Origin of the sequence: Paraburkholderia phytofirmans (assembly GCF_046028095.1) — a bacterium.
GTDB lineage: Bacteria > Pseudomonadota > Gammaproteobacteria > Burkholderiales > Burkholderiaceae > Paraburkholderia > Paraburkholderia phytofirmans_A.
This window is the reverse complement of record NZ_JAQQDJ010000002.1, coordinates 36,010-50,263: the sequence shown is the minus strand read 5'-3', so window position 1 is coordinate 50,263 and position 14,254 is coordinate 36,010. Positions and strand designations below refer to the sequence as shown.

Annotated in this window: 13 protein-coding genes; 4 read left to right on the top strand and 9 right to left on the bottom strand. The window is 65.3% G+C overall.

The genetic code is table 11. The features are described from left to right. Window positions 1-15 precede the first annotated feature (15 nt). Both radA and PQR54_RS04675 read left to right on the top strand, forming a co-directional pair. The gene (gene radA / locus PQR54_RS04680; protein WP_408244285.1) at window positions 16-1,392 is read left to right on the top strand and encodes a DNA repair protein RadA; all 1,377 of its coding nucleotides are present in this window, start codon (window positions 16-18) and stop codon (window positions 1,390-1,392) included. 142 nt (window positions 1,393-1,534) lie between these two features. Then, complete coding sequence (locus PQR54_RS04675; protein WP_408244284.1) at window positions 1,535-1,813, top strand: DUF2866 domain-containing protein; 279 nt, start codon at window positions 1,535-1,537, stop codon at window positions 1,811-1,813. A gap of 235 nt (window positions 1,814-2,048) precedes the next feature. Here the strand turns inward: PQR54_RS04675 and PQR54_RS04670 are convergent, their stop codons facing one another. Continuing rightward, a complete protein-coding gene (locus PQR54_RS04670; protein WP_408244283.1) occupies window positions 2,049-3,086 on the bottom strand; it encodes a CaiB/BaiF CoA transferase family protein in 1,038 nt (345 codons plus the stop codon). 346 nt (window positions 3,087-3,432) lie between these two features. After that, window positions 3,433-5,385 (bottom strand): ATP-binding cassette domain-containing protein, encoded by a 1,953-nt coding sequence (locus PQR54_RS04665; RefSeq protein WP_408244282.1) that lies wholly within the window; start codon window positions 5,383-5,385, stop codon window positions 3,433-3,435. Window positions 5,386-5,520: 135 nt separating this feature from the next. Here PQR54_RS04665 and PQR54_RS04660 point away from each other — a divergent pair, with 135 nt between their 5' ends. Next, window positions 5,521-6,000: a glutathione peroxidase gene (locus tag PQR54_RS04660; protein WP_408244281.1), complete on the top strand. Its 480-nt coding sequence runs from the start codon at window positions 5,521-5,523 to the stop codon at window positions 5,998-6,000. A gap of 11 nt (window positions 6,001-6,011) precedes the next feature. Here the strand turns inward: PQR54_RS04660 and cls are convergent, their stop codons facing one another. The 7 genes from cls to PQR54_RS04625 form a co-directional block, all read right to left on the bottom strand. After that, complete coding sequence (cls, locus tag PQR54_RS04655; RefSeq protein WP_408244280.1) at window positions 6,012-7,463, bottom strand: cardiolipin synthase; 1,452 nt, start codon at window positions 7,461-7,463, stop codon at window positions 6,012-6,014. Window positions 7,464-7,854: 391 nt separating this feature from the next. Then, window positions 7,855-8,739, bottom strand: coding sequence for a 50S ribosomal protein L3 N(5)-glutamine methyltransferase (gene prmB / locus PQR54_RS04650; RefSeq protein WP_408244279.1), 885 nt, complete (start codon window positions 8,737-8,739; stop codon window positions 7,855-7,857). A 16-nt stretch (window positions 8,740-8,755) separates the two neighbouring features. After that, window positions 8,756-9,895: a succinyl-diaminopimelate desuccinylase gene (dapE, locus tag PQR54_RS04645; protein ID WP_408244278.1), complete on the bottom strand. Its 1,140-nt coding sequence runs from the start codon at window positions 9,893-9,895 to the stop codon at window positions 8,756-8,758. Window positions 9,896-10,142: 247 nt separating this feature from the next. Further along, complete coding sequence (locus PQR54_RS04640; RefSeq protein ID WP_012433461.1) at window positions 10,143-10,508, bottom strand: ArsC family reductase; 366 nt, start codon at window positions 10,506-10,508, stop codon at window positions 10,143-10,145. Next, a complete protein-coding gene (gene dapD / locus PQR54_RS04635; RefSeq protein ID WP_408244277.1) occupies window positions 10,508-11,335 on the bottom strand; it encodes a 2,3,4,5-tetrahydropyridine-2,6-dicarboxylate N-succinyltransferase in 828 nt (275 codons plus the stop codon). The genes PQR54_RS04640 and dapD overlap by 1 nt, the downstream gene beginning before the upstream one ends. 70 nt (window positions 11,336-11,405) lie before the next feature. Beyond that, window positions 11,406-12,623: a succinyldiaminopimelate transaminase gene (gene dapC / locus PQR54_RS04630; protein WP_408244276.1), complete on the bottom strand. Its 1,218-nt coding sequence runs from the start codon at window positions 12,621-12,623 to the stop codon at window positions 11,406-11,408. Window positions 12,624-12,759: 136 nt separating this feature from the next. Next, window positions 12,760-13,143 (bottom strand): hypothetical protein, encoded by a 384-nt coding sequence (locus tag PQR54_RS04625; protein WP_408244275.1) that lies wholly within the window; start codon window positions 13,141-13,143, stop codon window positions 12,760-12,762. 51 nt (window positions 13,144-13,194) lie between these two features. Here PQR54_RS04625 and PQR54_RS04620 point away from each other — a divergent pair, with 51 nt between their 5' ends. Continuing rightward, window positions 13,195-14,190 (top strand): DMT family transporter, encoded by a 996-nt coding sequence (locus tag PQR54_RS04620; RefSeq protein WP_408244274.1) that lies wholly within the window; start codon window positions 13,195-13,197, stop codon window positions 14,188-14,190. Window positions 14,191-14,254: the final 64 nt, after the last annotated feature.

The window sequence follows — 14,254 nt, the reverse complement described above, 5'->3', positions numbered from 1 at the left end:
CACAGGCAATAACGCGTGGCAAAACCCAAAACGTTGTACATCTGCAGTGAATGCGGCGGGCAATCGCCGAAATGGGCCGGGCAGTGCCCCTCGTGCAATGCGTGGAACACGCTGGTCGAGTCGGTGGCGGAAGCGCCGTCCACGCACCGCTTCCAGTCGCTCGCGAAGAGCGCGCCGGTGCGCCGTCTCGCCGATATCGAAGCCTCCGACGTGCCGCGCTTTTCCACCGGCGTGAGCGAGTTCGATCGCGTGCTCGGCGGCGGTCTGGTGCCGGGCGGCGTGGTGCTGATCGGCGGCGATCCGGGCATCGGCAAATCGACGCTGTTGCTGCAATCGCTCGCGGAAATCGCCGCCGACAAACGCGCGCTCTATATCAGCGGCGAAGAATCGGCCGCGCAAATTGCGTTGCGCGCGCAACGGCTTTCGTTGCTGGAGCCGGACTCGAAGGCAAGCGAACTGCAATTGCTCGCCGAAATCCAGCTCGAAAAAATCCAGGCGACGATTGCCGAGCAGCGGCCCGATGTCGCGGTCATCGACTCGATCCAGACGGTCTATTCCGACGCGCTGACTTCCGCGCCGGGCTCGGTAGCCCAGGTGCGCGAGTGCGCGGCGCAGCTCACGCGCATTGCCAAGCAGTCGGGCACCACCATCATCATGGTCGGCCACGTGACCAAAGAGGGCGCGCTGGCCGGGCCGCGCGTGCTCGAACACATCGTCGACACGGTGTTGTACTTCGAGGGCGACACGCATTCCTCGTATCGTCTGGTGCGCGCGATCAAGAACCGCTTCGGCGCGGTCAACGAGCTCGGCGTGTTCGCCATGACCGAGCGCGGCTTGCGCGGCGTGGCCAATCCGTCGGCGCTGTTTCTGTCGCAGCACGAGCAGTCGGTGCCGGGCTCGTGCGTGCTGGTGACGCAGGAGGGCACGCGGCCGCTGCTGGTCGAAGTGCAGGCCCTCGTGGACTCAGCCAACGCGCCGAATCCGCGGCGCCTGGCCGTTGGTCTGGAGCAGAACCGGCTCGCGATGCTGCTGGCGGTGCTGCACCGGCATGCCGGCATCGCGTGTTTCGATCAGGACGTGTTCCTGAACGCCGTGGGCGGGGTGAAGATCACCGAGCCCGCCGCCGACCTGGCCGTGCTGCTGGCGATTCATTCGTCCATGCGCAACAAGCCGCTGCCCAAGGGGCTGGTGGTGTTCGGGGAAGTGGGCCTCGCCGGCGAGATCCGGCCGTCGCCGCGCGGTCAGGAGCGCCTGAAGGAAGCCGCCAAGCTGGGCTTTTCGGTTGCGGTGATTCCCAAGGCCAATGCGCCGAAACAGCCGATCGAAGGCTTACAGGTCGTTGCGGTCGAACGGATCGAACAGGCCATCGACCGGGTCCGCACGCTTGAATAGGCGGGGTTCGGGCGTCCTAAGGCGCCCGACGTTCCGTAATGGCCGGTAAATATCTCCATATTGGCTGTAACCTACCCGACATTCCTTTTTCCTAAGCTGCAAGGGTATGCATCCCTTCTGATGCCCGAAAAAGGATCGCGCCTTGAAACAGCCATATGAAACCGTAGCCGAGCGGCCGATACAGGTGCGCGGTTGCCGCGTCTCCGCGCCTATTCGCCAGCCATGGGGCGGCGCTTGCCGCATTGTCGAATGGATCGACACGGCAGGGCAGATTTCCCGGCGGGTGGTGGCGGAAGACGCCACGGCCGCCGAAGTCCGCGCGACGATCAACCGTCATGTGGAAGGCCGCAAGCATGTGCTGTACGACGACGAAAAGACGCCGCGTCAGACGTTGCCGCGGCAGACGGTGGCGCGGCGCTGAGGGCTTACGTGGCGCGAATTTGTGGGAGCGGCGGTTGGTGATCGGTTTTTGTGCCCAACTGCCGGTCATGCCGCTCGAGGCGAATGCCGCAAACCGTGGACGAGGCGACGCCGCCAATTCGGCTAGTGCGGCTGATCAAGCTAACGGGAGCAACGCGCTTTGTCTCAAGCGCCGTTTGCCGACCAGCTTGGGCTGTGGCCCTCCGAGCTAATTCACCCGCACGCTACCTGATCAATCAGTCTTCCTCGTCTGCACCGTCGGCGCTCGCCGTCTCGCAAGCCTGCGGATCGAACAGCGGATGCCGGGCGGCTTCCGCCGCCGTCAGCACCGGCGAGACACAGCAGTCGAGCGACTCCAGCAGCAAAACCCATTCTTCCAGCGGACGCTTGCCGATCACATCGGCGAGTTCTTGCGTGAGCGCGGCGGCGTCCGGGCCGCCGATCGCCTGGCCGAGACTCCAGTGGCGGGTGGCCCACTCGGGCCGGTCGAGCGCCATGCAGAGCGTCTCCCAGAACTTCAGTTCGAGCGCGCCGACCGCGAGCCAGCGGTTATCGAGCGTGCGGTACAGGTTGTAGCAGGGCACGCCGCCATTCAGCAGACCGGCGCCCACGCCAGGCGCCGCGCCATCATTGGCGAGCGAGACCTGAGCCACCACGTTGTGCGCGTAGGTGACATGCGTCATGGAGACATCGACGAAACGGCCTTCGCCGCCGCGCGACACATGCCATAGCGCCGCGAGAATCTGCGTGACTGCGCTCAGGGCGCCGCCGAGCAGGTCGGCAATCTGGAAATTGGGCAGGATCGGCGCGCCGTCACGGCCCGCCAGTTGATCGAGCACGCCCGCGTAGCCGATGTAGTTCAGATCGTGTCCGGCGTGGTCGACAAACGGCCCGCTCGCGCCGTATCCGCTGATTGCGCAGTAAACCAGCCGGGGATTGAGCGCGCGCAGCGTTTCGTAGCCGAGGCCCAGCCGCTCCATCACACCGGGCCGGAAACTCTCGATCAGCACGTCCGCTTCGGCGGCGAGCGCGCACAGCACGTTGCGTCCCGCCTTGGACTTGAGGTCGAGGCGCGTTTCGCGCTTGCCGCGATTCACTAGCCGGTAAAACGCGCCGGGCCGTCCGGCCACGCGATCGCTCGACGATTGCATCATCGTGCGGGTGGGGTCGCCCGCGCCGGGCGCTTCGATCTTCAGCACGTCGGCGCCTAGTTCGGCGAGCCGCAAGGCGGCGACCGGGCCCGGCAGCAGGCGCGTGAGGTCGAGCACGCGCAAGCCCTGGAGCGCGGGAGGCGCGGAGGCGGCCGGCGAAGCGGCCGAACTCGCTGCACGTGAAGTAGCCGAGGATGCTGCCCGTGAAGTAGCTGAAGATGCGGCCGAGTGGGTACCCGAAGATGCAGCCGAAGCGGCAGCCGGAGATGCGGCCGGAGCGGCAGCCGAAGATACGGCGGAAGCGGCAGCCGAAGACGCAGCCGGAGACCCGGCCGAAGCCGTCGCCGATGAGGTAGCAGACGACTTGCCCGAAGCCGTCGCCGACGCCCCAGGCGTTGAGACGGATGATGTCGCGGATGACAAAGCCAAGCTCCCGTCGATGCCGGCGCGGACCTGCAACAGCGTGCCGCTAGCCGATTTGTTCGAGTTCCTCGTGAGTCTCGAGCCATTCGGCTTCGAGCGCTTCGAGGCGCGCGTTCACATCTGCCTGACGGCGGATCGCTTCCGTCAGTTTGCTTTTCTGCTCGGGCTCGTAACTCGCCGGATCGACGACGAACGCATCGAGCGTCGCCTTCTCCGCGTTGAGCGCGTCCATTTCCTTTTCGATCTTCGTTATCCGGCTTTGCAGCGGTTTTTTCAGATGCGCGAGCTTCTGACGCGTCTCCGCCTCGAGGCGCCGCTGTTCCTTGCGGTTCACGCCGTTGTCCGCGCTGTCACCGCCATTCGGGCTGCTCGACGCCGCGCCCGCCTTGAGCGCCGCGCGTTGCTCAGCCGCGTGCTGGAGCAGCCAGTCGCGGTAGTCGTCGAGGTCGCCATCGAATTCCTGCAGCCGATGTTTCGCGACCAGCATGAATTGATCGGTGGTGGCGCGCAGCAGATGCCGGTCGTGCGACACCAGAATCAGCGTGCCTTCGAACTGCGCGAGCGCCATGGTCAGCGCGTGACGCGTTTCGAGATCCAGGTGGTTGGTCGGTTCGTCGAGCAGCAGCAGGTTCGGCTTTTGCCAGATGATCAGCGCGAGTGCGAGGCGGGCCTTTTCGCCGCCGGAGAAAGGCGCGATCTTCGAGGTCGCCATCTCGCCGGAAAAATTGAAGCTGCCGAGGAAGTCGCGTAATTCCTGCTCGCGCGTGTCCGGTGCGAGACGCGCGAGGTGCTGCAACGGGGTGTCGTCCGGACGCAGCGTTTCGAGCTGATGCTGCGCGAAGTAGCCGATACGCAGCCCCTTGCCTTCGCGCACATGGCCGCCGAGCGCCTCGAGCGTGCCGGCCAGCGTCTTGATCAGCGTGGACTTGCCCTGGCCGTTCGCACCGAGCAGCCCGATGCGCTGACCGTTCTGGATCGACAGCATGACGTGATCGACGATCGGAATTTCGACGCCGGGTTCGCCCTCGCTGCGATAACCGCAGCGCACGTCTTCCATCACCATCATCGGATTCGGCGCGGAATCGGGCGTGCGGAATTCGAACGTGAAAGGCGAGGACGCATGCGCCGGCGCGATCAGTTCCATCTTTTCCAACGCCTTGACGCGGCTCTGCGCCTGGCGCGCCTTGGTGGCCTGCGCCTTGAAGCGGTTGATGTAGCTCTGCAAATGCTCGACCGTGCGCTGCTGTTTCTCGTACGCGCTTTGTTGCAGCGCGATCTGCTGCGCGCGCAGCACTTCGAATTGCGAGTAGTTGCCGCCATAGCGCTTGATCTGCTGCTGCTCCAGATGCAGCGTGACATTGCAGACCGAATCGAGAAATTCGCGGTCGTGCGAGATCACGATCAGCGTGCCGGGATAACGAGCCAGCCAGTCTTCCAGCCAGACGATCGCGTCGAGATCCAGGTGGTTGGTCGGTTCGTCGAGCAGCAGCAGATCGGAGCGGCACATCAGCGCCTGCGCCAGATTCAGCCGCATGCGCCAGCCGCCGGAGAAACTGCTGACCGGCTCGCGGGTCTGGTCGAGCGTGAAGCCGAGGCCGAGCAGCAGAGCTTCGGCGCGCGCGGGCGCGGTGTAGCCGTCGGCGTCGGCGAACGCGGCGTGCGCTTCGCCTTCGGCCGCGCCGTCATGCGCGGCGGAGGCGGCGGCAATCGCCGCTTCGATCGCGCGCAAGGCGGCGTCGCCGTCCAGCGTGTAGGCGAGGGCGGTCTTGTCCGCGGCGGGCGTTTCCTGCGCGACGTGGGCGATCTGCCAGTTCGGCGGGATCGAAAAATCGCCGCCGTCCGCGTGCAACTCGCCGAGCAGCACGGCGAACAGCGTCGACTTGCCCGCGCCGTTCGCCCCCACCAGACCGGCTTTCTCGCCGGGGTTGAGGGTGAACGTGGTGTTGTCGAAGAGCGGCTTGGTGCCGCGCGCGAGGCTGAACTGGTTAAAGCGGATCACGAAGAGGCCGGCTGGAGAAAACCGCTATTTTAGACTGCCGGGCCCGACACCGGGCGCTCAACCGGGATCGGCCATTCGGCCGACTGTACCGCCGAGGCTTTTGGCATAGACTGACGGCTTTCACGGGGGGAGCACATGACATCGATTTATTCGTTTTCGGCACGCACGTTGGGCGGCGAGGAAGTCAGCCTCGCGCAGTACGAGGGCAAGGTTCTGCTGATCGTCAACACGGCGAGCGAATGCGGGTTCACGCCGCAATACGCGGGCTTGCAGAAGCTGTTCGACACCTATGCGGCACGCGGGCTCGCGGTGCTCGGGTTTCCGTGCAACCAGTTCGGCAAGCAGGAGCCGGGCGACGCCGCGCAGATCGGCAGCTTCTGCGAAAAGAACTACGGCGTGACGTTCCCGATGTTCGACAAGGTCGACGTGAACGGTGCGAACGCGCATCCGCTGTTCCGCTATCTGACGGAAGAGGCGCCCGGTCTGTTGGGGCTGGAAGCGATCAAGTGGAACTTCACCAAGTTCCTGATCGGCCGCGATGGCAACGTGGTGAAGCGCTATGCGCCGCTCACGAAGCCCGAGGCGATCACCGAGGACATCGAAAAACTGCTGTAAGGCGGCGGCCGCTACAGGATCGGCGAGAAGAGACGCGCCACATGCATGAGCACGCGTTTCAAGGCGGTGGCCTTGCGGTATTCATTGCGGTCGATTTCGCGCGATTCGGCGAAGTCGGCCAGCAGCATCGTTTCGACCTCTTTGGCGAAGCCGCGGTCCACGGTCAGCACCATGATCTCGAAGTTCAGCCGGAACGAGCGGTTGTCGAGATTCGCGCTGCCGATCGCCGCGGCCGCGCTGTCGATCAGCACGACTTTCTGGTGCAGAAAGCCCGGCTGGTAGCGGAAGATCCGGATTCCCGCGCGTAGCGAGTCGTACGCATACAGTTTCGAGGCGGCGAACACCACGAGGTGATCGCGCCGGCTCGGAATCAGAATGCGCACGTCCACGCCGCGCAGCGCCGCGAGCCGCAGGGCCGAGAACACCGCCTCGTCGGGGATCAGGTAGGGCGAGGTGATCCAGACGCGTTCGCGCGCCGCATTGATCGCTTCGACGAAAAAGAGCGAGCAGGTCTCCTGCTTGTCCGCCGGACCGCTCGGCACGACCAGACAGTGCATGTTGTGTCCCGCCGTGGACTCGGCGGCCGGCGCGGGCGGCATGTCGAACTCGGGCAACTGCTGCGTGGCCCAGTGCCAGTCTTCCGTGAACACGAACTGGATGCTGGCGACCGCCGGCCCGCGGACCTCGATATGGGTATCGCGCCACGGCGAGAGCGGCGGCTTGCCGCCGAGATATTCCACGCCCACGTTGTGCCCGCCGACAAAGGCGCGTTCGCCATCCACCGAGACGATCTTGCGGTGATTGCGGAAGTTCAGTTGCAGACGGTTGACGAAGCGGCGATTGGTGGCGAACGGATGCGTCTCCACGCCGCCCGCGCGCAGAGCGGCCACGTAGCGATGCGGCAGATCGAAGCTGCCGATGCTGTCGTACAGAAAGTAGACGCGCACGCCTTGTTGCGCTTTCGCGATCAGCGCGTCTTTGAGCATCTCGCCGAGCGCATCGTCGCGCACGATGAAGAACTGCACGATGACGTAGCGGCGCGCGTGTTCGATCGCGTCGAAAATGGCCTCGAAGGTCGCCGCGCCGTTCACCAGCGTGCGCACCGAGTTGCCGGGCAGAAACGGCATGCCGCCGAGGCGCGTGAGCGAATGCACGAGCCGGCCGCCGAGTTCCAGCGTCGGCAGTCCCGCCGACGAAGCACGCGTGTCCCATTCCGGCGGATGCGCGCGCGTGCGCAGCAGTTCGTTTTCGACGCGTCGTGCGTCCGCGTAGCCGGCAAACTTGCTGCGGCCGAGGAACAGATACGGCACCAGCGTCAGATAAGGCATCGCGACCAGCGACACGGCCCACGCAATCGCGCCTTGCGAAGTGCGCGTGTTGAGAATCGCGTGACATGCCGCGGCCACGCCGAGAATATGGCAGAGGGCGACCAGCGTGCCGATGTGAAGCAGGTCGAATTGCATAGGCAGGCGTTGGGTTGGCGAAGCGCTGCTTGGGCCGGCTCGATGAGCGCCGGGCAGCTGACCGCGCTCATCTTACCGAACGTGTGTGCGTTGGGGGTGGAATGGTCGAGCTGCGGTCAGGCTTTGAGGGCGAGTGCCTGAATGCGGTGTGGGCGATGTGCGCAAAACATTTTTGCGTTTGCCTCGCCGCAAGCGCGTGAGTTGGGCCCTGGGGAGCCTGGTCGAGATTTCGGCTCGAAGGGAGCGCTCGTCGGAGATGCTTCGCTCGGAAGCGCGACATTGCGCGATGGGCGCGATTAAGAACGCCTGGCAAAGCGGCCTCGCTCAGGCGCGGTGTACACGGCATAACAATCCTGCTGCGCGCACCGCATCCCGGAGAAGCGCTATAACCTCAAACCGGCAAATCAGCCGCCTGGATCAGGAACACGTTGTCGTCGCCGGCACTGGTCGAGAGCCAGACGAGATCGAGCCCGCCGAATGCCGCTTCCACGTGTTGCCGCTCGTTGCCGATTTCGACGACCAGCACGCCTTCGTCGGTCAGCCAGTTGCGCGCGTCGGCGATGATCCGGCGCACGATGTCCATGCCGTCGACGCCGCCCGCCAGCGCCATGTCCGGCTCATGCTTGTATTCGGCCGGCAGATCCTGCATCGACGCCGCGTTCACGTACGGCGGGTTGCTGATGATCACGTCGTAGCGGCGCTCCGCGAGCGGCGCGTACAGATCGCCTTCGAACAGGGCGACGCGGTCGTCGAGCTTGTAGTCCGTGACGTTGCGCGCGGCGACTTCCAGCGCCGGCGCCGACAGATCCACGGCGTCGATATCCGCGTTCGGGAACGCGTGCGCGGCGAGAATCGCCAGGCAGCCGGAACCCGTGCACAACTCCAGCACGGCGCTCACCTGCTCGGGATCTTCCACGTAGGGCTGCAAACCGTCCTGCAGCAGTTCGCCGATGAACGAACGCGGCACGATCACGCGCTCGTCCACGTGGAAGCGGAAGCCATGCATCCAGGCTTCCTGCGTGATGTAGGCGGCCGGCACGCGTTCGGTGGCGCGGCGCTCGATCACGTTCAGCACGGCGTCGATTTCAGCCGCGGTCAGCCGCGCGTCGAGAAACGGGTCCAGCAGATCCAGCGGCAGATGCAGCGTGTGCAGGACCAGATAGACGGCTTCGTCGTAGGCATTGGCCGAGCCGTGGCCGAACGACAGTTCGGCCTGGTTGAAGCGCGACACAGCAAAACGCAGCAGGTCGCGAACGGTGGAAAACGGGAGCGTCATCGCAATAGTCCTTGGTTCAGGCGATCAGTTGTTCGAGCACGCGGCGATACACGTTCTTCAGCGGCTCAATGTGTGCGACTTCGATATGTTCGTCGATCTTGTGGATGCTGGCGTTCAGCGGGCCGAACTCGATCACCTGCTTGCAGATGCGCGCGATGAAGCGGCCGTCCGAGGTGCCGCCGGTGGTCGACAGTTCCGTGGCGACGCCGGTTTCGTCCTTGATCGCCTTGGCAAGCGCGTTGGACAGATCGCCGCGCGGCGTGAGGAACGGCAGGCCGCTCACGGTCCATTGCAGATCGTAGTCGAGATCGTGCTTGTCGAGGATCGCATGCACGCGGGCTTGCAGACCTTCCACCGTGCTCGCCGTCGAGAAGCGGAAGTTGAACATCACGTCAGCATGGCCCGGAATCACGTTGGTCGCGCCGGTGCCGCTGTGAATGTTCGACACCTGCCACGTGGTGGGCGGGAAATATTCGTTGCCGTCGTCCCAGCGTTCGGCCACCAGTTCGGCCAGCGCGGGCGCGAGCAGGTGCACCGGATTCTTCGCCAGATGCGGATAGGCGATATGGCCTTGCACGCCCTTGACGATCAGCTTGCCCGACATCGAACCGCGCCGGCCGTTCTTCACCATGTCGCCGAACTGCGCGCTCGAAGTCGGCTCGCCGACGATGCAGTAGTCCATGCGCTCGCCGCGCGCCTGCAAGGCTTCGACGACCTTGACGGTGCCGTCGGTGGCGGGGCCTTCCTCATCGCTCGTGATCAGGAAGGCGAGCGTGCCGCGGTGCGCCGGGTGCGCGGCGACGAACTCCTCGCTCGCCACCACGAAACCCGCGATCGACGCTTTCATGTCCGCCGCGCCGCGGCCGTACAGCTTGCCGTCGCGATGGGTCGGCTCGAACGGCGCCGATTGCCACTGTTCGAGCGGGCCGGTCGGCACTACGTCAGTGTGGCCGGCGAATGCGAGCAGCTTGCCCGCGGTGCCGTCGACGCCGCGTTTGACGGCCCACAGGTTGGTCACGCCGTTCGATTCGATGGTCTCGTGCTCGAAGCCGAGCGCGGACAGGCGCTCGATCAGGAGGCGCTGGCAATGCTGGTCGTCGGGCGTGACGGACGCGCGCGCGATCAGTTGTTCGGTAAGGGCGAGGGTGCCGGACATGGATTCGATACAGCCACTTTGAAATGAAAAAATGCCGGCTGGCGGTTGGACACCGCAGCCGGCAACAGCTTTTTGAGTCACGCGGCCGGGCCGCGTTTTTACTACATGGCGCGAGGCGTTCGGCGCATGCGCTGAGACTCGCGCCGAACTCGCCGCCAGCCCAGGTATCCAGCGCTGCACGCCAAACCGGGCGAGTCGCGCTCTGAACCAGGCAAACGGCCCTGCGCTCAGAAAAGCAATACCGCTCTCAGGCGAACAGCGCCGTGTACTCGTCCGCGGAAAAACCGAGCGACTTGACACGCCCGTTGACCACCAGCACCGGCCGCTTGATCACCGACGGCTTGTGAATCATCAACGCGATCGCGCCCGACTGCGTGTCCGCGGCCGCTTTCATGTCGTCGGACAGCGCGCGCCACGTGGTGCCGCGCCGGTTCAGCAAGGCGTCGAGCTTCACGTCTTTGAGCCAGTCCTGCACGAGCGGTTCGGTCACGCCGTGTTTCTTGAAGTCGTGGAACTCGAACTCGACGCCGTGCTCTTCCAGCCACACGCGGGCCTTCTTCACGGTGTCGCAATTCGGGATGCCGTAGACGACGGTTTTGGTGCCGCGCGCCATCAGTCGCCTCGCAGCAGCTCGTTCAGGCCGACCTTCGCGCGCGTCTTGGCGTCGACCTTCTTGACGATCACGGCGCAGTAGAGGCTATGCGAGCCGTCTTTCGACGGCAGGTTGCCCGCCACCACCACCGAGCCCGCCGGAATGCGGCCGTACGTCACTTCACCAGTTTCGCGGTCGTAAATCTTGGTGCTCTGGCCGAGGTACACGCCCATCGAGATCACCGAGTTTTCTTCGACGATCACGCCTTCCACCACTTCCGAACGCGCGCCGATGAAGCAGTTGTCTTCGATGATGACCGGGTTCGCCTGCAGCGGCTCCAGCACGCCGCCGATACCGACGCCACCCGACAGGTGCACGTTCTTGCCGATCTGTGCGCACGAACCGACGGTGGCCCACGTATCGACCATCGAGCCTTCGTCGACATACGCACCGATGTTGGTGTACGACGGCATCAGCACGACGTTCTTCGCGATGAACGAGCCGCGGCGCGCGATGGCGGGCGGCACCACGCGGAAGCCGCCGGCGGCGAAGTCTTCAGCGGTGTAGTTGGCGAACTTCGACGGCACCTTGTCGTAGAACTGCGAGTAACCGCCGGCCGGCATCGGTGCGTTGTCTTCCAGGCGGAACGACAGCAGCACGGCTTTCTTCAGCCACTGATTGACGACCCAGTCGCCGTCTTTCTTTTCGGCGACGCGGAGCAGGCCCTTGTCCAGTTGCTCGATGGCGTGGGCGACGGCTTCGCGCACGTCGGCCGGAGCGGCCTTCGGCGACAGTTCGGTGCGGTTTTCCCAGGCGGTGTCAATGATCTGCTGAAGTTGTTGCGACATATGCGTGCTTTATCGAAGAGTTGAAGTCTGAAGAAGGGATGCGGTGCGCGGGGTTACGCTCAACGAAAACTCAACCCGCCAGCGCGCGGCAAAAATCGACGATTCGCTGCGCGCCCTGCGTGCATTCGTCGACGTCGGCGACGAGCGCCATGCGCACGAAATTGCGGCCGGGGTTCACGCCGTGCGCAGTGCGCGCGAGGAACGAGCCCGGCAGAACCGTCACATTATAGTCGGCGTAGAGGCGCTGGGCGAACTCGGTGTCCGTGAGGCCCGTGCGCGAGACGTCCGCCCACAGGTAGAACGCGGCGTCAGGCAGGCGCACGTCGAGCACCTCGGCGAGCATCGGCGTGACGGTGGAAAACTTCTGCACGTACTTCGCGCGGTTCTCGCGCACGTGCGTCTCGTCGTTCCAGGCCACGATGCTGGCAGCCTGGAACACCGTCGACAAGGCCGCGCCGTGGTATGTCCGGTATAGCAGGAAGTCCTTGAGGATCGCCGCGTCGCCCGCGACGAAGCCCGAGCGCATGCCCGGCACGTTCGAACGCTTGGACAGGCTCGACAGCATGACGAGCCGCTCGAAACCGCGACCGAGCTGGTGCGCCGCTTCCAGGCCGCCGAGCGGCGGGTTGGCTTCGTCGAAATAGATTTCGGAGTAGCACTCGTCCGAGGCGATCACGAAGCCGTAGCGGTCCGACAGCGCGAACAGTTCGCGCCAGTCGTCGAGCGTGAGCACCGCGCCGGTCGGATTGCCGGGCGAGCAGACATAGAGCAGTTGCGTGCGCGCCCAGATGTCGGCCGGCACCGCCGAGTAGTCACAGGCGAAGTTGCGCGCCGGGTCGCTATTCACGAAGTACGGCTGCGCGCCGGCCAGGATCGCGGCGCCTTCGTAGATTTGGTAGAACGGGTTCGGACAGAGTACGATCGCAGGCTCGCCGTCAGCATTCTTTTTCGGATCGAGCACGGTCTGGGCGAGGGCGAACAACGCCTCGCGCGAACCCGACACCGGCAGCACCTGGGTGGCCGGGTCGACCGGCGGCAGGTTGTAGCGCCGCGTGACCCACTTCGCGATCGACTCGCGCAGCGCCGGCGATCCGATCGTGGCCGGATACGACGACAACCCGCCGAGCGAGGCCACCACGGCGTCGCGGATCAAGGCAGGCGTGGGATGTTTCGGCTCGCCAATGCCGAAGCTGATATGCGCGAGGCCGGCGTTCGGCGTGACGTCCGCGAAAAGTGCGCGCAGCTTTTCGAACGGGTAGGGCTGAAGGGAGTCGAGGAGCGGATTCACTGGGGCGGATCGAGCCTGATCGAAGATGGGCGAGAGACGGATGCGGACAAGGATGCAGCGAAAAGCGGGGCACGCGCCGGCGGCGGTAAAACGCACAAAACACGCTGAACGGCCGGCAGCAACGGCGAGCGGATGATTATAGCGTGGCGAGCCTGGCATGGCGGGCATACGGTGGAGTGGCGGTTTGCGAGCACGTATGGCACGGCGGCGTCGCGCAGGCGATCCACGGCTGCGCGGTGAAGAGCAAGTGAAGAGTTGAGCAGATGAAGGACATCGCGCCGTCGAGCAACGGCGCAACCCGCCAGGCGGCGCAGGCAATGCGCTGCAGCGGGAACGGCGCGAGCCGCCGACGGTTCGCGCAAGAAGAAGCAGGAGCAGCAATGTACGCAGCAGTCTTGGAGACATCCGGACACAACAGGCGCAGGAGCGCCGCGGTCCCGGGAAGGAACGCCACCTGCGCCTTTATCGAAAACACCGCAGTTCTCGGCCCAAGCTTCATCAGCGCCCGCGCAACAAGCATCGCGGTCCGCGATAGTTACAGCCCGAACACCTCCGCAAGGAGCCCCGCACCATGACCAACTGGCTTCGCAATGGTTGGCCGACGCTCGCGATCATGCTCGGCGCGTCGGTGTGGGGGATGATCTGGTATCCCTTGCGCATGCTGAACGCGCTCGGTGTGACCGGCACGGCGGCGAGCGCGCTGACGAGCGGCGCCGGCTGCCTGTTCGTGCTGCTGGTGCGCTATCGCGCGCTCAAGACCGTGCGCTGGCACTGGCTGCTGCCCGCTCTTGCGTTGGCGGCGGGCATCACCAATCTCGGCTTCGTGTGGGGCTCGATTCACGGCCAGGTGATGCGCGTACTGCTGCTGTTCTATCTCACCCCCGCATGGACCGCGCTTTTCGCGCATTTCATCCTGCATGAGCGGCTGACCTGGGCGGGCGCGGGACTCGCCGCGCTCTCACTGGCCGGCGCGATGACCATGCTGTGGTCGCCGCAACTGGGCATTCCGGTGCCCGGCAATCTCGCCGAATGGGCGGGCCTCGCGGGCGGCATGGGCTTCGCCATGAGCAACGTGTTGATTCTCAAGACGAGCCGCGTGCTGCCGGACATGAAGCCGGAAATGCGCACCGCGACGATCTTCGGCGGCGCGGCGCTGTTCGGTGCCTGTGCCTCGTTGTTCGAGGCGATGCCCGCGCCGCCCACCGGCGCGCATCTCGGCACGGCCGTCTGGCTGGTGCTCGGTCTCGGCTTTCTGCTGGCGTCGAACAATATGCTGGTGCAGTACGGGCTGTCGCGCGTGCCGGCCAATCGCGCGTCGATCATCATGCTGTTCGAGATCGTGGTCACGGCGCTGTCCGCGTGGCTGTTCGCCGGCGAGACGCCAGGTCCGCGCGAATGGGCGGGCGGCGTGTGCATCGTGCTGGCTTCGGCGCTGTCCAGCTGGGTGCATCGGACCAAGGCCATGCCGCCCGATCCGGCCATTCAGGAGGCCGGTCTGGCTGACGGGCGCGATGCCGGACTCGACGACCGTAAGGACGGCAAAAACCACCCACGCGCGATGGTATGATTGCCCCTCATTAGCCGGCGCATGCTTCAACGCATGAAGCCGGCGCCCGAGGCGCGAGGGTTCG

Coding starts and splice junctions, on each gene's coding strand:
- PQR54_RS04660 (WP_408244281.1), top strand. CDS start 5,521: ATGACATCGATTTATTCGTTTTCGGCACGCACGTTGGGCGGCGAGGAA.
- cls (WP_408244280.1), bottom strand. CDS start 7,463: ATGCAATTCGACCTGCTTCACATCGGCACGCTGGTCGCCCTCTGCCAT.
- prmB (WP_408244279.1), bottom strand. CDS start 8,739: ATGACGCTCCCGTTTTCCACCGTTCGCGACCTGCTGCGTTTTGCTGTG.
- dapE (WP_408244278.1), bottom strand. CDS start 9,895: ATGTCCGGCACCCTCGCCCTTACCGAACAACTGATCGCGCGCGCGTCC.
- PQR54_RS04640 (WP_012433461.1), bottom strand. CDS start 10,508: ATGGCGCGCGGCACCAAAACCGTCGTCTACGGCATCCCGAATTGCGAC.
- dapD (WP_408244277.1), bottom strand. CDS start 11,335: ATGTCGCAACAACTTCAGCAGATCATTGACACCGCCTGGGAAAACCGC.
- PQR54_RS04625 (WP_408244275.1), bottom strand. CDS start 13,143: ATGCTTGTTGCGCGGGCGCTGATGAAGCTTGGGCCGAGAACTGCGGTG.
- PQR54_RS04620 (WP_408244274.1), top strand. CDS start 13,195: ATGACCAACTGGCTTCGCAATGGTTGGCCGACGCTCGCGATCATGCTC.